The organism is Paenibacillus sp. IHB B 3415 (assembly GCF_000802655.2).
Classification (GTDB): domain Bacteria; phylum Bacillota; class Bacilli; order Paenibacillales; family Paenibacillaceae; genus Paenibacillus_AQ; species Paenibacillus_AQ phytohabitans.
Map to the genome: position 1 here is coordinate 1 of NZ_JUEI01000040.1, position 20,996 is coordinate 20,996.

At 53.3% G+C, this 20,996-nt stretch carries 16 protein-coding genes and 1 pseudogene; 2 read left to right on the forward strand and 15 right to left on the reverse strand.

Features of this window, described 5'->3' with window-relative positions; genetic code table 11:
* Nucleotides 1-324 precede the first annotated feature (324 nt).
* Together QW71_RS41395 and QW71_RS41400 are read right to left on the reverse strand one after the other, a co-directional pair.
* Nucleotides 325-990: a VWA domain-containing protein gene (locus tag QW71_RS41395; protein WP_039301558.1), complete on the reverse strand. Its 666-nt coding sequence runs from the start codon at nt 988-990 to the stop codon at nt 325-327.
* A 252-nt stretch (nt 991-1,242) separates the two neighbouring features.
* Nucleotides 1,243-1,716: pseudogene (locus QW71_RS41400) on the reverse strand (TerD family protein); the annotation flags it as partial.
* A 142-nt stretch (nt 1,717-1,858) separates the two neighbouring features.
* Between QW71_RS41400 and QW71_RS40535 the strand changes: the two are divergent.
* The gene (locus tag QW71_RS40535; protein WP_160311821.1) at nt 1,859-3,253 is read left to right on the forward strand and encodes a TerD family protein; all 1,395 of its coding nucleotides are present in this window, start codon (nt 1,859-1,861) and stop codon (nt 3,251-3,253) included.
* A 119-nt stretch (nt 3,254-3,372) separates the two neighbouring features.
* Here QW71_RS40535 and QW71_RS17985 read toward each other — a convergent pair whose 3' ends face one another.
* Nucleotides 3,373-4,329, reverse strand: coding sequence for a 3'-5' exoribonuclease YhaM family protein (locus QW71_RS17985; protein WP_039301406.1), 957 nt, complete (start codon nt 4,327-4,329; stop codon nt 3,373-3,375).
* 205 nt (nt 4,330-4,534) lie between these two features.
* Nucleotides 4,535-6,838 (reverse strand): FMN-binding protein, encoded by a 2,304-nt coding sequence (locus QW71_RS17990; RefSeq protein ID WP_039301410.1) that lies wholly within the window; start codon nt 6,836-6,838, stop codon nt 4,535-4,537.
* 487 nt (nt 6,839-7,325) lie between these two features.
* Between QW71_RS17990 and hemH the strand changes: the two genes are divergently transcribed.
* Nucleotides 7,326-8,387 carry a ferrochelatase gene (hemH, locus tag QW71_RS17995; protein WP_039301413.1) on the forward strand — a complete coding sequence of 354 codons (1,062 nt, stop codon included), beginning with the start codon at nt 7,326-7,328 and terminating at the stop codon, nt 8,385-8,387.
* A gap of 602 nt (nt 8,388-8,989) precedes the next feature.
* Here the strand turns inward: hemH and QW71_RS18000 are convergent.
* The 11 genes from QW71_RS18000 to QW71_RS18045 form a co-directional block, all read right to left on the reverse strand.
* On the reverse strand, nt 8,990-9,442 hold the full coding sequence (locus QW71_RS18000) for an IDEAL domain-containing protein (RefSeq protein WP_039301415.1): 453 nt from the start codon (nt 9,440-9,442) through the stop codon (nt 8,990-8,992).
* A gap of 345 nt (nt 9,443-9,787) precedes the next feature.
* A complete protein-coding gene (locus tag QW71_RS18005; protein WP_039301418.1) occupies nt 9,788-11,596 on the reverse strand; it encodes an adenine deaminase in 1,809 nt (602 codons plus the stop codon).
* Nucleotides 11,597-11,842: 246 nt separating this feature from the next.
* Nucleotides 11,843-13,075: an alanine--glyoxylate aminotransferase family protein gene (locus QW71_RS18010; RefSeq protein WP_039301420.1), complete on the reverse strand. Its 1,233-nt coding sequence runs from the start codon at nt 13,073-13,075 to the stop codon at nt 11,843-11,845.
* A 101-nt stretch (nt 13,076-13,176) separates the two neighbouring features.
* Nucleotides 13,177-14,511 (reverse strand): Zn-dependent hydrolase, encoded by a 1,335-nt coding sequence (locus QW71_RS18015; protein WP_235441493.1) that lies wholly within the window; start codon nt 14,509-14,511, stop codon nt 13,177-13,179.
* The gene (locus QW71_RS42000) at nt 14,475-14,936 is read right to left on the reverse strand and encodes an amidohydrolase family protein (RefSeq protein ID WP_306766051.1); all 462 of its coding nucleotides are present in this window, start codon (nt 14,934-14,936) and stop codon (nt 14,475-14,477) included. Before QW71_RS42000 ends, QW71_RS18015 begins: the two co-directional genes overlap by 37 nt.
* Nucleotides 14,917-15,858 carry an allantoinase AllB gene (allB, locus tag QW71_RS37170; RefSeq protein ID WP_306766052.1) on the reverse strand — a complete coding sequence of 314 codons (942 nt, stop codon included), beginning with the start codon at nt 15,856-15,858 and terminating at the stop codon, nt 14,917-14,919. The genes QW71_RS42000 and allB overlap by 20 nt, the downstream gene beginning before the upstream one ends.
* Before the next feature lie 60 nt (nt 15,859-15,918).
* Nucleotides 15,919-16,296: a hydroxyisourate hydrolase gene (gene uraH, locus QW71_RS18025; RefSeq protein ID WP_039301423.1), complete on the reverse strand. Its 378-nt coding sequence runs from the start codon at nt 16,294-16,296 to the stop codon at nt 15,919-15,921.
* A gap of 249 nt (nt 16,297-16,545) precedes the next feature.
* Nucleotides 16,546-17,064 (reverse strand): 2-oxo-4-hydroxy-4-carboxy-5-ureidoimidazoline decarboxylase, encoded by a 519-nt coding sequence (gene uraD, locus QW71_RS18030; RefSeq protein ID WP_235441494.1) that lies wholly within the window; start codon nt 17,062-17,064, stop codon nt 16,546-16,548.
* A 253-nt stretch (nt 17,065-17,317) separates the two neighbouring features.
* Nucleotides 17,318-18,247, reverse strand: a complete 930-nt coding sequence (locus tag QW71_RS18035) for an ABC transporter permease (protein WP_039301426.1) — start codon at nt 18,245-18,247, stop codon at nt 17,318-17,320.
* A gap of 30 nt (nt 18,248-18,277) precedes the next feature.
* Nucleotides 18,278-19,393, reverse strand: coding sequence for an ABC transporter permease (locus QW71_RS18040; RefSeq protein ID WP_152679797.1), 1,116 nt, complete (start codon nt 19,391-19,393; stop codon nt 18,278-18,280).
* A complete protein-coding gene (locus tag QW71_RS18045) occupies nt 19,390-20,922 on the reverse strand; it encodes an ABC transporter ATP-binding protein (protein WP_039301429.1) in 1,533 nt (510 codons plus the stop codon). The genes QW71_RS18040 and QW71_RS18045 overlap by 4 nt, the downstream gene beginning before the upstream one ends.
* Nucleotides 20,923-20,996: the final 74 nt, after the last annotated feature.

Here is a 20,996-nt window from a genome sequence, read left to right on the forward strand (position 1 = left end):
GAAATGGCGGCCTTTTTCGTCCCTTTTTTTGGGAAATCAACACGCCTATATTTCATACAACAATCTTCCCAAACGCCCACCTATCTGCGAGATAAAGTTGTAAAAAGTACAACAATAATGCCTATATAGTGTGAAGGTCATATTGGTGAGCACCATACGGGTGAATAACTATGAATAAACGCTACCCAGTGTGAGCGCCATACGGGTGAAGACAGCTATGAATAAACGCTATCCACTGTGAGCGCCATACGGGTGAAGACAGCTATAGATAAACACTATACTGTGTGAACACCATACAGGCGTACGTCATACTGGTGTTCGCTGCTAGAGAATCCGCTTCGCCTTCGCCGCCTTCAGCCACTGCGGGAATTCATTCAACAGCTGATCATAGAGCTGCTCGTCGTTCACTTCTTCTATACGGTCCAGATGGATGAAGTTTGCGTTATCCACTAGCCTTCCGCCCATCGTGTCGAGCTGCTTCAGTACCTCGAAGTCAGAATCACCGATACCCACAAACTGCCAGAAGATCGGCAGCGAGGAAGACGCCATAATTACTTTTTTGGTTGGCTTCACTACGCCCCCGTCATTAATAAAAATAATGAAAACCGGAGTTGTATCCTTCTCCTCGCGGGTGTATTTCTGAATCACATCCTCCATCACCGGCGGCTCATTGTTGCGTCCGAACTTATGGATTGAATCGTTGTTCATAATATGATTGAAGACATAGCTCCCGAGATCCCATTCCGTTACCGGCGGCAGCCTGCTGAATTCCGTATCATACACCCACACATCCAGCGAGCCGTTGTCATCCAATTGGCAGGCTACGGCCAGAATACGTTCCACCACCTCCTGCACGACACCGCTGGAATAGAGATTTCTCATGGAGCCGGTGATGTCCAGCACAATTCCCACTCTGGCTTTTACATCGGTCAGCTGTTTTTTGACCAGGGTGAACCCGACTATTTTCTTGCGCAAATCTATGGATGACAGGACGTTGACATCGGCGGCCGGTGCAGTCTGCGGAAGGACGGTCTCCACTTTCTCTACCTTCTCTACTTTCTCTACTTTCTCTACCTCCCCCTCCTCCGCCGCGACCAATACCTTCTCGAGCTTCTCCATCTTCTCCACCAGTTCGGCTGTCGCTGCCGCTTCGTTGCCTCCCTCCGGTTCAACCTCAAGTCCATAGCTCTTGCAGAGCGCAGCCAATCCTCCGTTAAAACCGCTGCCGATCGCGCTGAATTTCCACTCTCCCTGATGACGGTACAACTCCCCGGCCACCACTGCTGTCTCGTCGGACAGATCCGTTCCATAATCGAAGCGGTATAATTCCTCACCGTTCTTGCGGTCCATTAGTGACAGCTGCAGTCCAGACAGCTCCTTCATCCGCAGATTCTGCTGCTCCCCCTCGTAGATCGTCAATGTCACCGCAATCCGGGCATATTGCTCCGGAATTCCGGATAATGAAATAAAGAGGCTCTCCTCGTTCTCCCCCTCTGTCGTATGACTTACTGTTCCATCCCTTGATACCGGATTACCGTAAAATATAAAATCCTCGTCCCGTTCACACCGGTTCTGCCCCGACAACAAAAAGGCTGCTGCATCCACACTGATTCCGGCATGCTCCGTATTCCAGCGCAACCGGATGGTTAGATCACGGACGCCCTTTCCCTTGGTGATATCTACTTTTTGGCCTTTTAACAGCTGCAAGTCTCTCATCTCCCCGTTATAGCAGCATATTCCAGCAGTTCATAGATAAGGCATACCATATCCGCTGCGTTTTGTACATTCTGCTGGATTGTAATTCTCTCTGCGCTCCTTTAATATGAACCTTATACATGATAGATAAGGGGCTTTACCTATGGATTTTACAGCAATAGACTTTGAAACAGCCAATTCCAGCCGCTCCAGCGCTTGCGCATTGGGGCTTGTTCAGGTTAGAAATGGTGTGGTCACCGCAGAATATGACTGGCTGATTGACCCGCGGCAGAGGTTCGACGGAATGAATATCGCGATACACGGAATTACGCCCTCAATGGTTAAAGGCAAACCGACCTTCGCAGAGCTGTGGCCCACGATTGAACCGCTGCTGCAAGGCGAGATTGTGATTGCGCATAATGCTTCCTTCGATATGAGCGTTCTGCGTTATTGCCTGGATGATTCGTTATTCAGCTATCCGGATTTCAAATATATGTGTACCTACCTGCTGGGCAAAAAAATGCTTCAGGAGCTGCCCTCCCATAAACTGAATGTAGTCTCCGAGCATTTCGGCATTAGGCTGAAGCACCATGATGCACTGGATGACGCCAGAGCTTCGGCACTCATTCTATTGAAATTGATGGAGCAGTGGCAGCAGTTCGATCCCCTCCTCTTAGCCGGCAGCCAGGGCTACCAGGCAGGCACGATGTATGCGGGCGGATATACTGCCTTCAAGGCATCCCCCAAGAAAGCCGCCAAGAAACCGGCGGCCCCGAAAACTGCTGCAAAGACGGAAATCCCCGTAAGCCCGGCTGTACCGGATCGCGGAGCTCCCCACGTATCCACTCAGCGTCTGACTTCTTCTGCAAGTCTCCCGGCTGCAACACCGCCTGCCCCTGAAGTTCAACCTGTACCCGAGCTGGTGAGAGGCCAGCGCGTGGATATCGGCGGCAAGCTCAGTGCTTCGAGGATCCTCATGTCTGTGGAGTGGGATCCAACGCTTTCCAACATGGAGCCGGATACCTCTGCTTTCCTGCTCCGGGAGACAGGACGCTGCGAACAGGATCAGGATTTTGTCTTCTATGGAAACATGGAGGACCCCAGCGGTTCTGTATCCTACTCGAAGCCTGCTCCAAACGCGGGACATCTGCATCTTCAATTGGCGAAGCTGCCTGCGTCCATTACGCGGATCGCTTTGACCTTCACACTCTATGGGGAGGCTTCCGGCCAGAACCCGGGCCAGATCAATAACGCCTCCGCTTCACTAATTGATTCCCAGACGGGAACCAGGCTGGCCGCTTTTCCCTTTGGCCTGGGCTTGAGCCTTGAGACGGCAGTAGTCATAGGCGAGTTCTACCGGTACAAGGACAAATGGAGATTTGTTGCCATTGGAGAGGGATTCCCGGGCGGACTCCGTGCCCTGTGTAATCATTATGGTCTTGAGGTGGAATCTCCTGAAGCTGCGGCTGAGTCTACAGCTGAATCAGCCGCAACAATAGAAACAGCAGAAATAGTACGAACAGCCGGCAGGATTCCTCCGTCTACCCGCAACTCATAGAATTCATGCCCCTTATGGCATAAACAAACACCCCCAAGCCGCAATCGTGGCTTGGGGGCCCCCAAGCCGCAATCGTGGCTTGGGGGTGTTGTTATTCTCTTATGCGTTACAGCATAGCCTCAGATTTTCATCCGGTAAACCGCCTTATTCTCCAGTCCCCTGATGAACGGTGTCCATTCCTCCGTCTCGGGAGTGGTATCCAGGGCATCCTCCACCATTTGCAGCTTGGCATCCATGGCATCAATATGATGTAAGGCGACCGCTTCCGCAGTCTGGGGCTGGACCGGACTTCCCCATTCCCCCAGATTATGATGCGATAATACCAGATGCTGCAGCGCCAATACCTTCTCCGATTCCAGATCAATACCGGTGCGGATAGCCGCTTCCGTAATCCAGCTCGACGCCATCGAAATATGTCCGATCAGCTTGCCCTGCACACTATAATCCGACACAATGCCGAATTGCGAGATCATTTCTTCCGGTTTGGCAATATCGTGGAGGATAATTCCCGCTCTCATAAGATCAGGATTCAGGAACGGGCGCTGCTTGCACAGGAAATCACCGATCTCCAGCATCCGCACCATATGATAAGCCAGTCCGGCGAAATAAGCGTGATGATGTGTTTTGGCCGCAGGATAGTGCATCAGCTTCTCTTCCACTTTCCCCACACAGAAGGAAACGATCGATGCGACCTCCTGGTCGGTTATACTGGCCATTGCGTTCTTAATCGTGTGGATCAGATCTACAGGACGCACAGGGGCTGAACGGATGAACTCGGTAAGTGACACGCCATCGGACTCATCCGCCAATCTGATTTTGGTTATTTTGACCTGCAGCTTCTCCCGGTAAGTATGGGCAATCCCGCGGACCTTCACCAGGGCCATCGGGAAAAAAGTTTCCTTATCCGTTACACTTACATCCCAATATTTAGCCGACAGCTGGCCGCTGGAATCACCAAGTACAATATCAAAATAATCCTTTGGAGGAGTACCGTTTGTCTGTTTGAGCACCAGTTCCCTAAGCAGATAGAAGCCGGTGAATTCATCCTGTGGGGATAGCTGTTTAATTAATGTCATGAGGAGCCTCCTATTACTTACAGGCTTTGAACCTGCGGTGTATATTAAAGTTTAGACATTCACATCCGAAATCCCTTTAAATTACTATACGATATCCATTCTTAATTATGTCCATCCCCCCTTGCAGCCCGTTCGTGCAAAAATAAAAAAGGGATGCCCCCAACCATTTGCATGGTCAAGGACGCCCCTTTGTAGTTAGATTTAATTATTTGCCAGCTGCTTCAAGTGCTGCTTTGATAGCTTCAATAGCTTTGGCAGAGATTGCTTTCTGAGCATCATTCGTTCCGAATGCTGCAGCACGGTATCCGTACTTGTGCAGTCCTTTGCCGTTAGAAGTATTCTCGATTTCGTATTTCACGAGCAATTCGTCATCCGTCAGGTTGTATCTTACTTTACCTTTATCATCAAGGTAGTAAACAACCATAGTTACTGGAACATTGAACTTAGTAGTAACCATTACATTTACGGATTTGTCTGCACTAGCACCGATGAAGATCCCATCGAAGTATGCAGCCTTCTCGGTTTCAACAACTTCAGCTTTACCGTAAGCTCTGTCAACGGCAGCTTTAAGTGCATTGCTGCTGCTGGTAGCGCCGGATACAGCATCAACCTGTGCTGCGCCTTCTCTTGTACCTGCAGCCAGGAAGTTAGCTGTCAGCACAGGAATTGCTTTTTGAACTTCAGCATAAGCGGCTTTACCCAGGTCTACCATGTTCATTCCTACACGGGAAAGAGCAACATTTACGATTTTTCCGTTACGCAGGGTAACGTCAGCTTTGTTTGTACCCTTGTCATAAGCGTCACCGTAAGCGGTGAACGTGCCGTCTTTATAAGTGCCTTGTACTTTGGAAGCATTGGTCAGGGCATCAGTCAGTGCTGCTTTTGCTGCAGCAGATACAGCTTCCTGGCCAGCGATATCAGCAGTGTCCACGCCGTTTGCAAGCAATCCGGCAGTCAGTTGATCCACAAGGGATTTCTGTGCATCCGTACGCTTGTCGTCAGCAATAATCTTGCCGTCTGTACCGAACAGGCTCAGTTTGATAGCAGTTACTTGATCGTCAGCAACATCTACCAGCAGAAGAACTTTAGACTGGTTATCCACTCCGGCAAATTTGCCGTCGAAGTATTTACCTTCTGCAGATACCTTCAGAGCCTTTTCGAAAGCTCTTTCTACAGCCTGGTTCCAGCCGTGGCTGCTCTCAGTAGCGCCGGAAATTCCGTCTACCTTCTCATCATAATTAGCGATATAAGAACCGTTAGCAAGCAATTTAGCAGTCATAGGAGCATTAGCTTTCACTACTTCAGCATAAGCAGTTGCGCCTCTGTCAATCAGGTTAGTTCCAAGTCTGAACAATTTCACATCAACCAGCTTGCCGTTGCGGATTACAACATCAGCTCTCTCAACGCCTACGCTTCTTGCTGTACCGTAGGAAGAGTAGAATCCGTCCACATAAGCGGAAGTGTTGTTGATGCTGGCATTTTGTTCAGCATCCCAGAATGCGTTGATGGCAGCTTTGGATTCAGCTTCGAAGCCGGCTACAGGCTTAGCAGCTGAACCATTGGCCAACAGCACTGGTGTAATTGCTGCAATCGCTGCAGTTTGTTCAGCAGTATAAGTCTTCTCATCTGCGAAATCTCCAGTTGCAGTCAGCGGATACAGTTTAACTGCAGTCAGCTTGTTCGCATCATAGCTTGCGAATACAGCATACTTGGCTTCAGGGTCTACACCCATGTGGTCGCCGGCGAAATAAGTAGCATCAGCCGGTTTATCCTGCAGCGATCTTTCGAACGCTCTGTCAACCGACAATTTCCAGCCGTTGCTGGAGCGGGTTGCGCCGGATACAGCGTCAACAGCTGCTGCGCCGTCTCTGGTTTTGCCGATCAGTCTGTCTTTCATCAGACCGTATGCCACCCATACGCCGCTGTAGTTATCACGGGCGTTGCGGTCGATAATTTTCGGGCTGGTTCTCAGCAGCTCGATGTCGGCAATTTTGCCGTCTTTAATTGTAACTTTAGCGCCTTCAGTACCTTTGGAGTAAGCATCGCCATAGGCTACATAGACTCCGTCTTGATACACGGCTTCTTTAACAGTAACCGGTGCTGCTGTTGCAACAGGCTTAGCTGTAGCAGCTGGCTTAACTGTTGCTGCTGGTTTAGCAGATGCTTTGGCGGATGCTGCTGGTGCAGCGGTTGCTACCGGTTTAGCAGTTGCTTTAGGTGTTGCTGCAGGCTTTGCAGTTGCTTTAGGTGTTGCTGCAGGCTTTGCGGTTGCCTTAGGTGTTGCTGCCGGTTTAGCAGTAGCCTTAGGTGTTGCTGCAGGCTTTGCAGTCGGTTTAGGAGCTGGTTTGGCAGTCGGTTTAGGAGCTGGTTTAGCAGTAGCTGCCGGAGCTTCTTCCGAAGCTGCCGAAACCGCATCCACCTTCAGGTTCAAGGCCGGTGCATTAATCGTGTAGGCAATTGGCGCGAGCAGCAAGGCTGCGCTTACAGTCAAAGCAATTAGTTTTTTCAAATGCGTATTCTCCTTTAATATATCCCCAGTAGTATGTAGCTCTTGTAAACCGTTTTTCCCGTTCATTCCATTCCTTCTTACAAAGAGTACCCTGACTCTTCATAAGAGGTCATCCCCCCTTTCCCGTTCCTGCGCGACCCATCCCGTGTGCAAAAAAGATGCATCCATTTATACAATCTTTTAAAAGGTGAAATAATTCACATAAAAAGGTGAATAAATTCACATAAGATGATTTCAGGCTTCTATCGGTAATTTCTGGCTTGATGGTATCAAAATTGAAACACTTTTCTCTGTATATAAAATCACACACCCTATAAGAAACATCACTATTTCGCAATTAACTTCAAAACTACAATTCTTCTAACTCTCAAATTATCCCATTTACACCGTCATATGATAATAATGTGATACATCACATTGTAACTCTGTCCCTATATTTGATATTTTTAAACGATGTCATGTTCATGGAAAGGAGCCGCTGCTGCTCATGAATCAGCCTCCCGTAGGAGTTATTCTTGCTCAGATCGGAACACCTGACGCCCCAAGCGCCAAGGCGGTTCGTCCATATCTTAAGCGCTTTTTGTCTGACCGCAGAATCATTGATTATCATCCGCTGCTCTGGCAGCCTCTGCTGCGCGGCATCATCCTTCGCACCCGGCCGCGCCGGTCTGCGAAGCTGTATCAGGAGATCTGGATGAAGGAAGGTTCCCCGCTGCTCGTCCACTCCAGGGCTCAGCAGACTGCGCTGCAGTCCCTGCTTGGCAGCCGCTACCAGGTGGAATTAGGGCTTGCCTATAGCGAGCCAAGCATGCCGCAAGCCTTCCGCAAGCTGGAAGCTGCAGGTATTACACGGATCATTGTACTGCCGCTGTTCCCGCAGTATTCCTCGACCACAACTGCGTCGGTCTATGAAGCTGCAAGCTATGCCGCACTGGGGCGGCATAGCCGCTCAGGGCAGGTCTCCAAGCGTTTCGTGCCGGCTCTGCGCTTCATAGAAGCCTATCATGATGCGCCGGACTATATCTCGGCGATGAAGTCGCTGCTGCTCCGGAAGCTTGGCGAGCTGAACGAAGAACCGGATTACTATATTCTGTCCTTCCATGGAATACCCCGCCGTTATGCGGAGACTGGAGACCCGTATCCGCAGCAATGCCATGAGACCGGCCGCCTGCTTGCAGAGGCTATGAATTGGGCACCGGAAAGCTGGCAGATTTCCTTCCAATCCCGCTTTGGACCCGAGAAATGGGTCGGCCCTTCTACTGCCGATACGCTCAAAGAGCTCAGCGGACGCGGAATCCGGAGGCCTATGATTTTCTCCCCGGGGCTTGTAACCGACTGCCTCGAAACGCTGCATGAGCTGGCTGTAGAAGGCCGGGAGCTGTTCGCTTCAGGCGGTGGAACAGCTGAGAATTTAACTGTCGCCCCCTGCTTGAATGACCATCCGGAATGGATAGACTTCCTCGCGCGGATGGTGAACGGCACAGCGTTGGGCTGGCTCCCAGCTGCAGAAGCTGCGGAATTGTCCACTCCGGAGACGTTCAGTACCTAAGCGGAAGCGGCTATGCCGTCCTTTGAGGGACGGCTTCCTTTCCAACGGGAAATATAAGGATAAAGTATGGCGTAAACATATACTTTCTTCTATATTTAAAGAAAAAAACCACCCCAACGGGTGAATCAAGCCGGGGCTTATGTGGCCTGTGCAAGTTTATACGGCCTGTGCAGATTATGCAGATTAAAAGCCGCTTCGCATTGCTCCATTCAGACTACCTCTTGGACATCATCCGGTGTAATCAGGGGCACTATTGCTCCTCATTTCCTCCTTTTGGCAGCATCCGGTGTAATCAGGGGCACTTTTACCCCTCATTTCCTCCTTTGGGCAGCATTCGGTGAAATCAAGAGCACTAATGCCCCTCATTTCTTCCTTTGGGCAGCATCCGGTAGAAGCAGAGGGATTTATCCCTTTAATTTCACCCTACCGCCCACTTTCGGTAGAATCAGAGGGACTTATCCCTTTAAGTCCCCCCAACAGACGAATATCATCATTTCCTATACAACAGAAAAGCCGCCTGGTCCGCAGGCTGACTTCCCCTGCGGCCCGGACGGCTTCATCATATGAATTGTATTCAGGCAGCTTATCCTTCCGCATAATATTTAAGCGGTCAGCTGTTTATATTTGGCAGTCAGTTCCTCGAACCACTGTTTATCCTGCAAAGTCAACGCAAAATCAATTAATTCGGCAATCTCTCCCGGCTGCAGCTCCGGCGAATCATTGAAGCTGATTTCAGCAGTAGCGACCGCTGCCCCATCTGCCCCATCCGCAAAGTCATAAGAAAACATCAGCTTGATATCACTCTCCAGAAACTCATTCCGCAGGAAGTAGAGCACCTCGCACATCAATACAGGTCTGACATGACTGTCGAAGACACAATCCATTACTTTGGCCCAATAATGCTGGTTGCTGAGATGCAGCTTATCATTGGTCAAGAGATACTGCTCACCCTGAAAGTCGTTGACAAATCTCAGTTCCACCGGCTCCATTTTAAAAATACCGGTAATTTGCTTCTTGGTGATATTCACGATGTCCTGTGTTTCTAATCTCATCATCTCATACACCCCGTTCCTTATATTTGGACTTTCAGTATTTTTCAGCAAATACACGATTCGACAATAATTTTAACTAATTTAAAAGTATTATCGACTATTTCTCACAATTTGTTAATGTTTTTCATTAAAATTTTAAAAAAATATGTTTCTAATTGTGATGAAATGGTTAATTATATGCCCCGCACCGGATTAATGTCATTATTTTATCAGTAAAGGCTATTCTGACAAGAGAAATCACATGCAAAAAAGGGATCCTACCCAGGCTCTGTAATGAGCGGGCAGCATCCCTTTTCGGTGATGTCTGTATGATCCGGCAAGACATTTGCCGGCTTCTGATCGCAGGATTTAGCTCACAAACAATGGAACCAGTTGAATCCCCTCTTCCGGCGAAATCCGCACCAGCCCTTTATCCGAGATCCGCAACGTCGGAATGACCGCCAGTGCAAGCAGCGACAAGGTCATAAAAGCATAATTCAATGTGCAGCCTGCATCATACAGCGCTTTGCTGATGGCCGCAGACTGGGCTGCCGCAATCTCGAACGGCTCTGCAGACATCAGTCCGGCAATTGCCAGCGGGAACAGAGTTGTTCCGGAAGCGGTAATAACCGCAACACCGCCCTGAGCTTCAGCTACTGCACCCGCAGCTTTAGCCATGAGGTTATCATCATTGCCGATGACCAGCACATTATGGCTGTCATGGGCTACCGTCATGGCAATCGCAGCAGGCTCATGGAAGCCGATCCCCTCAACCACGCCAACCGATTTGTTGCCGGTTCCCTTATGCCGCTCCAGGACGGCGATTTTGCACAAGCCCTCCTGAACCAGCAACCTGGACTCAGCCACCGGCAGATTGATGATCAATTCCCCGGTCTCCACATGATTCTCGATCACTTTGATGACCCGTGTGGCCAGAGTACCTTCAGCAATTGGCGCGTGGATCACGAAGTCCTCCGGAGCCGGAGGCTCCAGCAGATGCACGGAAGCCAGCACTTCCTCCGGGTAGGTGTACGGACTCAGCTCAGCGGTCATGATCCCGTTCTCCGCTACGACCACTCCGGCCGCAATCGTCATGACAACATGAACATCAGCCAGATTTCCGTCCAGCAGAATGATATCCGCGCAGGAGCCCGGAGTAATTGAGCCGATATCACGGGCTACCCCGAACCGCTCGGCGGTATTGATCGTTGCCATTTGAAAAGCCGTGACCGGCTTAAGGCCCTGGGAGATGGCGTGCCGCACCACAAAATCCATATGACCTTCATCCCGCAGCGATTCTGAGCTGCGGTCGTCGGTCACCAGCATCATCCGGCGCGGGTCGAGCCCATGCTCGGTGTGCGCGGTGATGGTCTTCGCCACATCATGCCAGGCGGAGCCGCGGCGCATTTTGGCATACATCCCAAGACGTACGCGTTCGATTACATCCTCCGCCGTCACACACTCATGATCGCCGGTTACACCTGCGGCGGCATAGACCGGGAGTCTCCAGTCATCCGCCGGCCAGGTGAAATGACCGTCCACATAACGCCCCGCACGCAGGGTCGCCTGAATTTCCCCGAGCATTTTCTCATCGCCGTACACCACCCCGGGGAAATTCATCACTTCGCCCAGCGCAATGACATCCTCGCCCCAGGTAAAAGCCTCGGCTACTTCCTCCGGTCCGATCGATGCGCCGGTCGTTTCGAATTCCGCCCCTGCTGAAGGTACGCAGGAGGCAACCTGCATATAAGCCGCCAGCGGAGTTTCACGCATCTCATCCAGCATCAGCTTAATGCCCTTCAGCCCGAATACATTGGCGATCTCATGGGCATCAAAGAATCCGCCGGTTGTGCCCATAGGCAGCACTGCACGGGCAAACTCAGTCGCCGTCAGCTGTGTACTCTCGATGTGACAGTGCCCGTCAAGCAGACCCGGGGCAATGTATTTGCCCGCAGCATCAATGATCTGTGTCCCCTCACCGATCGTATGCGAGACATCCTTGCCAACGTAGGCAATACGTCCGCCCTGTACTGCTACAGACATACCCTCCAGAATCTCTCCGGAGCATACATTGACCAGTTTGCCGCCAGTAATCACCAGTGTCGCCGGCTGGTCGCCGCGGGCTGTAGCCACAAGTCCGGGCACGCAGTCCGCGAGTGGTTTTCTTGTATAAGTCATAATACACACTCCCTTCCGGTTATTGGTTTCCTATATTTATATTCTATTTAGCAAAAACGGCCCTGACGCCCCTCACGGGTCGCAAGCCGTTGTTTGAACTATCGCCAGGAGAATAGACCTGACTGCTTATCTAAGCGGAGCTTAACGATGCTTATATAGAGTACTTAGCCCAAAACACAAGCCGTCCGGCTGCTCCGGAGCGCAACTTGTGCTGCTTACCTTTCACCACTTAGCGCATTTTTATGATTATCTTACTTTTGACTCGTATACGTCAAGTGCCGCCTGAACTCCCTGGCCGGCTGAAACGGCGAATCCGTGGCGTACAAGCGCCGCCTCCAGTGCACCAAGCAGACGCAGCACATTATTCTCCCGGCAGCTGAAGCCCATGGTGCCGATGCGCCAGATCAGGCCTTTTAACGGACCGAACGAGCTGGCAATCTCTATCCCGAAATGGTTCAGCAGCATGGAACGCACGGCTTCCCCGTCTATTCCCTCCGGAATCAGCACACAGGTGACTACCGTCAGCTTGCTCTCCGGATCACCGTACAGCTCCAACCCCATTGCGGTCAGGCCGGCTACCAGGGCTCGCTCATGATGCTTATGACGGGCATGACGGGCCTCCAGCCCTTCTTCCAGCACCAGCCGCAGCCCCTCACGCAATGCGTACAGCATGGAGGTCATCTCCGTGTGGTGATTCAGCCGCTGGGGACTCCAGTAATCCTGCAGCATGCCGAGGTCAAAGTAGTTGCTGCGGACAACCGGCAGCTCGCTTGCGTCATCGCCGCCGGTTCTAAGCCCCCGCTCCACCTGTTTGCGCTTCAGCAGCTTAGCTTCGGCACGCTCGTTATAGGTGACCGGGGACATGCCCGAAGGGACAGACAGACATTTCTGCGTTCCGCCGACCACGGCATCCAGCATCCAGGCATCCGTCTCCACAGGCACCCCGCCAATGGTCGCCACTGCATCGACAATCAGCAGGGCATCCTGCTCACGGCAAGCCCGCCCGATCTCGGCCAGCGGCTGCACACGTCCAGTGGAGGTCTCCCCGTGGACAATCGCCACCACATCCGGCTTAAAGCTGCGGATGGCCGCGATCACATCCTCCGGCGAAAACACGCTGCCCCAGGTCTGCTCAATAGTGAACACCTCAGCACCGCAGCGCTCGGCAATCTCATGCAGCAGATGTCCAAACCGTCCGAAGACCGGAATCAGCACCCGGTCTCCCGGAGCAATCAGACTGACCATTACCGCTTCAATCCCGGAGCGTGATGTGCCGTCCACCGGATAGGCCCACTTATTGCCTGTGGCAAACAGCTCACGCAGCATCTCCATCGTCTCGTTCATAATATCTGTGAACTCGGGATCGAATTGTCCCAATACCGGATATGACATAGCCCGGAGCACACGCGGATCAACCTCCACCGGCCCCGGAGTCATAATACACCGCAAGGACGGCGACAAATCTTCGTAGCGCTTCATCACTCTCTCCCCCTCTCGTCTCTCTGAATCTCCTGAATCTTTAAAATCTCTTGAATTCCTTGAATTTATGGAAGCTCTTTAAGCTCAAGAACCCCTGAGCTTCAGTTCTCTGTATAAGCCAATTTATATAAGATTGCCGTCAGTACTTCGAGTCCCGCAGCCAGCTCTTCCGGTGAAGTATATTCATCAGGAGAATGGCTGACCCCTCCCCGGCTGGGCACGAATATCATTGCCGACGGGCAGCGCGGCGCGAACAGCTGGGCATCATGCCCTGCCCCGCTAACCATGCTCCGGTACGACCGCCCCTGCTCCAGGCAGATTTGTTCCAGCAGCGTGCACAACCCGGCATCCATTGGTGCAGGAGTAGTGGCCAACTGAGGCAGCACTTCCAGAATCAGACCTCGCCTGCCGGCAATGTCTGCGAATTCATCAAGAATTCCTGAGCAAAAGCGCTCCAGCCTCAAGGCTTCGCTATGCCGGATATCCAGCGTAAATTGCACTTCGCCCGGAATGACATTCGGCGTACCCGGATATACTTCCAGCCTGCCCGTTGTTGCTACCAGCGGGTCCCCTTCTGCCACAGCGGAACGCTCCAGTGCCAGCAGCATTTCTGCGCTGCCTGCCAGCGCATCCTGCCTCAGTCCCATCGGCGTTGTTCCGGCATGATTGGCTGTGCCGCACACCTTGACCTTGTATCTCCGCTGACCGGCGATCGCCTGCACCACTCCGATCTCCTGGAACGACCGTTCCAGAATAATACCCTGTTCAATATGCAGTTCAACGTAGGCGGCAATATCACTGCGGACCGGACTGTGTCCGAAGGCAGTGCCGCCACTCTCTGAAGTATTATAATGGCTTGCTCTGGAGGCTTCAATGCTGCCGCCCAGACCGCAGGCAGCCATCGCCGCCCCGAGCGTTACTCCTTCGCCGTCTGCACAGTTCTCGCGCTCACTCCCGTCGTAGAGCCCTGTAACATTGCCGGAACCCCAGAACGTCAACGGAAAGCGGCTGCCTTCCTCCTCACAAAAGGACACCACCTCCAGAGTCCGCAGCGGCTGGCCAAAGGTCATCTGCAGATAATGCAGTGCAGTTACCGCAGCAGCTACTCCGTAAGCACCGTCGTAACGTCCGCCGCTCACCACCGTATCGATATGCGAGCCGGTTAGGATTACTTTATCTGTTACCACTGATCCGGCCAGCTTGCCGTATACATTTCCGACCTCATCCGTTCTGACCTCAAGTCCGAATCCAGACATTCTCTCCTGCAAAAAATGCTGGACCCGGTACCACTCCGGCGTGTACAGCAGCCGGGTAACCCCCGGGCCGGGAGCACTGAAGGCTGCGAGTTCATCCAGCAGCTTCAGCATCTCTCCGGCCGGGACATGCCGGACCGGCAGCTTCATCGGGCCGGCTGGCGGCTGGAGATCCGCAGCCATTCACCGCCATCCGCTGCAACAATGCCTTCTCCGGCTGTATAAACCACATTGCCGCGGGAGAGGGTTGCCGTTACCTTGCAGGATAAGGTCATACCGGTATAAGGACTATGCTTGTGGCGGTAATATAAATCCTCCGCCAGCAGTGTATAATTCGCATTCGGGTCAAGCAGCACCAGATCGGCATCAAGTCCCGGAGCGATGGAGCCTTTGCGCTGCTCCAGTCCGAAACGCCGGGCAGGCAGCTCCGACAATAGCGCAGAGATCTGAGTGACCGGCAGGCCGCGCACCTGGACACCCTCGTAGAACATCAGCTCCAGACTGCTCTGCGCCCCCGATATTCCTCCCCAGGCTTCAAAAAAAGACAAGCCGGGCGCCAGCTTCAATTCCGCCGGACATGGGGAATGATCAGAAGCAATCAGATCCACCAGGCCCGCAGCCACCGCATGCCACAGGCGTTCCCGCTCCCCGCGGCGGAGCACATTTCGCCAGCGGCCCCAGCTCCTCCATGCTGTCCTCGTTCAGAATCAGATAATGAGGGCAAGTCTCCGATGTCACATCCAGCCCCCGCTGCTTGGCCTCGTGAATCAGCTCCAAGGCTGCGGAGGTGCTGATGTGCACGAAATGCAGCCGGCAGCCGGTCCGTTCACTATATAGGAGTGCCCGGGCAACAGCCTCAAGCTCCGCTTCGGGCGGGCGGGAAGCGGCGAAATCACGCGCAGAGCTCCGCCCCTCGCGGAGTGCAGCTGCTCCGAGCGCCGAGGTCATCTCTTCACTCTCCGCATGCAGGGCGAGAATGCCGCCGATTGCGGCGATGCGGACCATCCCCTGATACAGGGTGTCGTCATCCACCTCGCGGAACCGGCCTTCGCCTTCACCGCCGGGATTAGAAATAAACGCCTTGAAGCCGGTAACACCTGCCGCCGCCAGCTCCTCCAGGTCCTCCAGATTGCCGGGCACGAGTCCGCCCCACAGCACATAATCCACCGCCGAATTCCCGGCTGCAGCTTCTGTCTTCAAGCGGAGTGCTTCTATATTTACAGTCGGCGGATTACCATTCAGCGGCATATCCGCATAACAGGTACAGCCTCCAGCGGCAAGAGAAGCCGATCCGCTGCGGAAGCCTTCCCAATGGCCGAACGCCGGCTCATTGAAATGAACATGCATATCAATCATGCCGGGGAGCACATATTGTCCTGCTGCATCAATAATTGTAGTGGCAGGTGAGCCGTGCAGCGCTTCGCCCAGGGCAGCGATTCTGCCGTCCTTCACACCGATATCCAGCTTACGGACTTCTCCAGGGAGTACAACATCCCCATTCCTGATAATAAGCTCATAGGATTCCTCCATGAAACGGTCACCTCCGGTCTAGTGGTATTCGTAATAGTATTCGCATTTGTATAGGTTCGTTTAACTGCCGCGGTATGTGCTGTATCCTCCCGGTGCAACCAGCAGCGGCACATGATAATGCTCTGCCGGGTCCGTAATGTTGAAGCGGATCGGGATATGCTCAAGGAACATGCTGCCGGTCCCGCTTGCCGGTTCACCGCCAGCATCCGTCTGAGCACCCCTAAAGTAGTCGCCGGCCATGAAGACCAGCTCGTAGCTTCCGGCCAGCAGTTCTTCCCCTGCCAGCAGGGGAGCGTCCAACCTGCCGTCACTGTTCGTGACAGCCTCGCGTATCAGCGCGGGCATTACCTCACCGAATCTCCATAGCTGTAGCGACATGCCCGCTGCAGGCTTCCCTAGCGACAGGTCCAGCACATGAGTTGTTAACTGCCCGCTCATGACAGGTACCCTCCAGGCCTGCTGCATCTATTGATGCAGCGGACTTCCGATTCCGGCAGAAGCATTTCTGCGTTATTACCCGCGTACTGACCGCTGTGCCTTTTGCTCATTTTTTTGTCCATTCTTCTCTCCATACTAAGGATTAAGCCGCTGGTTCCGGGCATGAATGACACCTCCTGCTGATTTGTTAGAAGCAAGTGTTGTAGAGTGCTGTAGAGTGCGGTCGGATGAGGCCTCTTGCATTGTGTCCTATTCCTCCGCCAGCAGATCCTCCAGCCGGAAACGGGTAATCTTGCCGATCTCCTGCAGCGCCTGATCCCATTCTTCCTGCAAGCTGCGGTCCACCCGCTCACGGATGGCGTTGATGATGTCATCTTTATTTTTGCCGCGCACAGCCAGAATGAACGGGAACTGGAATTTCTCGGTATAGGCGGCATTCAGCTCCGTAAGCTGCTTGAATTCCTCCGGTGTCAGCCGGTCCAGACCGGCCCCCTGCTGCTCTGCCGCCGATAGCGGAGTGACCTGCAGTCTTGTTGCCAGATCAGGGTGGGCTCTAAGCAGCGCAAGTACCTGGCTACGATCCGCCTTCCGCGCCGTTTCCACCATAGAGTCATGCAGCTGCTGTACGGATTCAAACGGACGCTCACTATAGGCGCCTTCCGCAACCCAGGGCGAATGTTCGAATATGCCTCCAAGACTCTCTACAAATTCCCGTTGTCCCATGCTGTTGATCTGTTCCAGTGTCACAATATCCGCAGGTGTATTCAATGGCTCATCCTCCATCCATCTAATTTGCATAGTTTAAATTCAAACATTCTTTAGGGTAAAAAAGGCCCATTTCCGCATTCAAGCCATCTACTTAGCCATCAGCACCTGAAGTGCCGATCTCTCTGTGATTTAAGATGTTCGAAATGCATGAAATGGACCATACCTGTGTTACTCCATAAATCCGCGTGATATTCCTTCCTGCTCGCGTATACTTACTATCTTATATTGTACCTTCTATGCAGCATTCAGCAACTCAGAACCGCTGTTCACGGACATAAGGGGTTCCCAGCGATTCCGGCGTGCCGGAAGGCTTGTTGCGGTTGCGGTATCCCAGATACATCAGGACCAGAATCGTAACGACATAAGGAATCATTTTGAGGAAATAAGACGGCACCACACTGCCCAGCAGCTGTATTCGGAAGCCCAGGGAATCGAGTGCCCCGAAGAAGTATGCGCAGAAGAGCGCACGCAGCGGATTCCATCTGGCAAAAATCACCAGCCCGACGGCGATCCAGCCCCGGCCGGCCGTAAGGCCTTCATTCCAGGTCGGCGCATAGGCCAGCACCATGTCTGCCCCGGCAAGACCAATCAGTGCAGCTCCGGCTGTAACGTAGCTATAGCGGATCAGCTGTACACGGATGCCCATGACGTCCGCTGTAGCCGGATTGTCTCCGACTGCCCGCAGATGCAGGCCCCATGAGGTATGGTGGATCAGCAGATGCAGCACCAGCACAAGCAGCAGGCTGAACCAGGTCAGATAATCCATCCGGCCGAAAATATCCCCGATCACCGGAACCGACTTCAACGCCCCCAGATCCAGCTTGGGTGAAGTGCCCGGAAGCGGAATACCGCTGATAGACTTGCCGAGATAGGCGCTGAGTCCGCTGCCGAACAGCGTCATGGCAAGACCTGACATTGTCTGGTTCGCCCGGAGGGTAACTGTAAGGAAGGAATGCACCATACCCAGAAGCGCAGTAATGGCTACAGCTGCGAGCAGGGCAAGGATCAGATTCCCGCTGCGGATGTAGACGATACAGGTCGTCACCGCCCCCATCAGCATCAGCCCTTCCGCACCGAGCTGAATGATGCCTGCCCGTTCGGTCAGAATGCCTCCCAGTGTAGCCAGCAGCAGCGGTGTTCCGGCGGATATGGCGGCTATTAATAACTGTGTAGTGAAATCCATGGGTAAACTCCCTTCTCTAAGCGAATGCTGTTATGCGCTCCGGCGGATGCGGAAACGGTGAATCATGTCGCCGGCAATCAGGAAGAACAGGATCGCACCCTGCAGCATTTCCGATATGGACGAAGGCAGTCCGATGGTCTGTACACTATAACCGCCGACGATCAGTCCGCCGAACAGAATGGAGGTGACAATAAGACCCAGCGGGTTCAGCTTGGCAAGCCAAGCCACGATGATTGCCGTATAGCCATAACCGGGAGATATCCCCTGCATCAGCTTATGAGTAACCCCCGAGACCTCAGCCATGCCGGCAATACCGGCCAGACCGCCGCTAATCAGCATGACGATAATGATATGCTTCTTGATATGAATCCCCGCGTAGCGGGCAGCTGTAGGGTTGGCACCGATCAGGCGCAGCTCATAACCCCAGCGGGTGAATTTGATCATCAGATAATAGATAAGGACGGCCACCAGCCCGAAGATCAGCCCGATATGTAGCCGCGTGCTTCCCAGGACCGGCAATGACTGTGCAGCGGTGAACATAGGTGAACCCGGAAAGTTGAAGCCCTTCGGGTCCTTCCACGGTCCGAAGACCACATAGTCCAGGGCCAGCAGAGCCACATAGTTCAGCATCAGCGACGTAATCAGCTCGTTGACACCGAAATGCGTCCGCGGAACTGCGGTCATCAGACCCCACAATGCCCCGGCCGCCGTACCGAAGACCAGCATCAGCGTGATCGACCAGAACGAAGACAGATCAGGGAAATAAATCGTCACCGCTGTAGCCGCCATAGCACCTACAGTCAGCTGGCCTTCCGCTCCGATATTCCAGACGGAAATCCGGTAAGCCACCGCGATACCAAGTCCGCATAGCAATAGCGGAATGGCTTTTACCATGGTTTCCGTGAAGCCGTAGGAGGTTCCGAAGGCTCCGCGGAACATTTTTTCGTATACCACAAGCGGGCTCATGCCATTGGCGGCAATGAACACCGCACAGAGCAGCAGCGCCAGAATAACTGACAGAACAGGCGTCCACCACGGTGAACGGGTACGGCTTGAATCGTATTCCAGCCTGAGGGAGTACCATTTCCCGCTTTTCCCCGGTGAGGGCTCCAGCACTGCAGTATTGCTTCCAGTATTCGGACTCATACGGCGCTCCCCTCCATGTTCCGGATTCCGGCCATCATCAGTCCGATTTGTTCCCGGTCCGCATGCTCATGATCGCTTTCACCTATAATTGAACCGTTGTATATGACCAGAATGCGGTCAGACAATTGCAGCAGCTCATCGAGATCCTCGGAGATCAGCAGCACGCCGCTGCCGGAGCTCCGCAGCTCCATCAGCAGCTCGTGGACACCGGCTGTAGCGCCGACATCCAGCCCCTGGGTCGGATGAACGGCAACCATCAGCTTCGGCTGGTGGCTGACCTCGCGGGCGAACAGCAGCTTCTGCTGGTTTCCGCCCGACATCTGCTGCACCGGGGTATCCAGCTCCGGTGTCTTCACATTGAAGCGGCGGACCAGCTCCTGTGACCAGGAACGGTTCTTCGCAGCCTTCAGGATGCCGAATTTCGAATGCTCATTACTGCGGTAGGACTTGAACAGCAGATTGTCGACGGAGCCCAGGCGTCCGGCCAGACCGCTCTTCATCCGGTTCTCCGGCACATGTGAGATTCCCGAATCGATGGCGCCTCTTACCGAGGCTGTTTTCACAGGACTGCCGTCAAAAATAATCTCGCCCGTCTTCCACGTTCTAAGCCCGGTCAGCACCTCGGCCAGCTCCTTCTGCCCGTTGCCGGCCACACCGGCCACCCCTACGATCTCGCCTTCACGTACGGTGAGCGACAGGGCATCGAGTGCCTTGCGCCCATGATCGGCAGCAACATCCAGCTCCTTAACAACCAGCAGGGGTTCACCTGCAGTAGCCTCGCGCTCCTGGCGGCTGATCGTGACTTCCCTGCCTACCATCAGCCGGGCCAGCTCCAGCTCATCCGTCTTTGCCGTCTCCAGAGTGGCAATCATTTTCCCTTTGCGCATCACCGAGATCCGGTCGGAGGAGGACATGACTTCCTTCATTTTATGAGTCGTCATGATTACCGTCTTCCCCGTCTGCTTCATCACCTTGAGGGTTTCAAACAGCTGCTCCGCCTCTCCCGGTGTCAGCACCGAGGTCGGCTCATCGAGAATAATAATATCTGCACCGCGGTACAGGGTTTTGACGATTTCAACACGCTGCTGTTCACCGACAGACAACTGCCAGATCGGCCGGTCAACCGGAAATTTCAGGCCAAACCGTTCTCCGAGCGCCTCAATCTCTTCATGTTTATGCTTGATCCACTTGCTGCCACGCCAGAAAGACGACTTTTCGCCAAGCACGATGTTCTCCGCTGCCGTGAGACTTTGCACCAGTCTGAAGTTCTGAAATACCATGCCTACCCCGAGGAGTGCCGCATCTTTCGGAGAACGGATTTTGGCTGGTTTGCCGTGAATGAGGATCTCCCCCGCATCCGCCCTGTACACACCTGACAGCATACTCATGACTGTGCTTTTTCCTGCTCCGTTCTCACCAAGCAGCGCGTGAATCTCACCCGCATTTGCCGAAAAATCGACTTGATCGCTGGCCGTTACAGAACCGAACTTCTTCACTATCCCGCGCATTTCAACCGAATGGTCCTGCATTGTGGGAAGCTCCTTTCCTTTATAGTTGTAGTACGGGTGGGGAAGATTCCGACATACGGAACCCGCCCCACCCA

Coding starts and splice junctions, on each gene's coding strand:
- QW71_RS40535 (WP_160311821.1), top strand. CDS start 1,859: ATGGATTTTACAGCAATAGACTTTGAAACAGCCAATTCCAGCCGCTCC.
- QW71_RS17985 (WP_039301406.1), bottom strand. CDS start 4,329: ATGACATTAATTAAACAGCTATCCCCACAGGATGAATTCACCGGCTTC.
- hemH (WP_039301413.1), top strand. CDS start 7,326: ATGAATCAGCCTCCCGTAGGAGTTATTCTTGCTCAGATCGGAACACCT.
- QW71_RS18000 (WP_039301415.1), bottom strand. CDS start 9,442: ATGATGAGATTAGAAACACAGGACATCGTGAATATCACCAAGAAGCAA.
- QW71_RS18005 (WP_039301418.1), bottom strand. CDS start 11,596: ATGACTTATACAAGAAAACCACTCGCGGACTGCGTGCCCGGACTTGTG.
- QW71_RS18010 (WP_039301420.1), bottom strand. CDS start 13,075: ATGAAGCGCTACGAAGATTTGTCGCCGTCCTTGCGGTGTATTATGACT.
- QW71_RS18015 (WP_235441493.1), bottom strand. CDS start 14,511: ATGGCTGCGGATCTCCAGCCGCCAGCCGGCCCGATGAAGCTGCCGGTC.
- allB (WP_306766052.1), bottom strand. CDS start 15,858: ATGGAGGAATCCTATGAGCTTATTATCAGGAATGGGGATGTTGTACTC.
- uraH (WP_039301423.1), bottom strand. CDS start 16,296: ATGAGCGGGCAGTTAACAACTCATGTGCTGGACCTGTCGCTAGGGAAG.
- QW71_RS18035 (WP_039301426.1), bottom strand. CDS start 18,247: ATGGATTTCACTACACAGTTATTAATAGCCGCCATATCCGCCGGAACA.
- QW71_RS18040 (WP_152679797.1), bottom strand. CDS start 19,393: ATGAGTCCGAATACTGGAAGCAATACTGCAGTGCTGGAGCCCTCACCG.
- QW71_RS18045 (WP_039301429.1), bottom strand. CDS start 20,922: ATGCAGGACCATTCGGTTGAAATGCGCGGGATAGTGAAGAAGTTCGGT.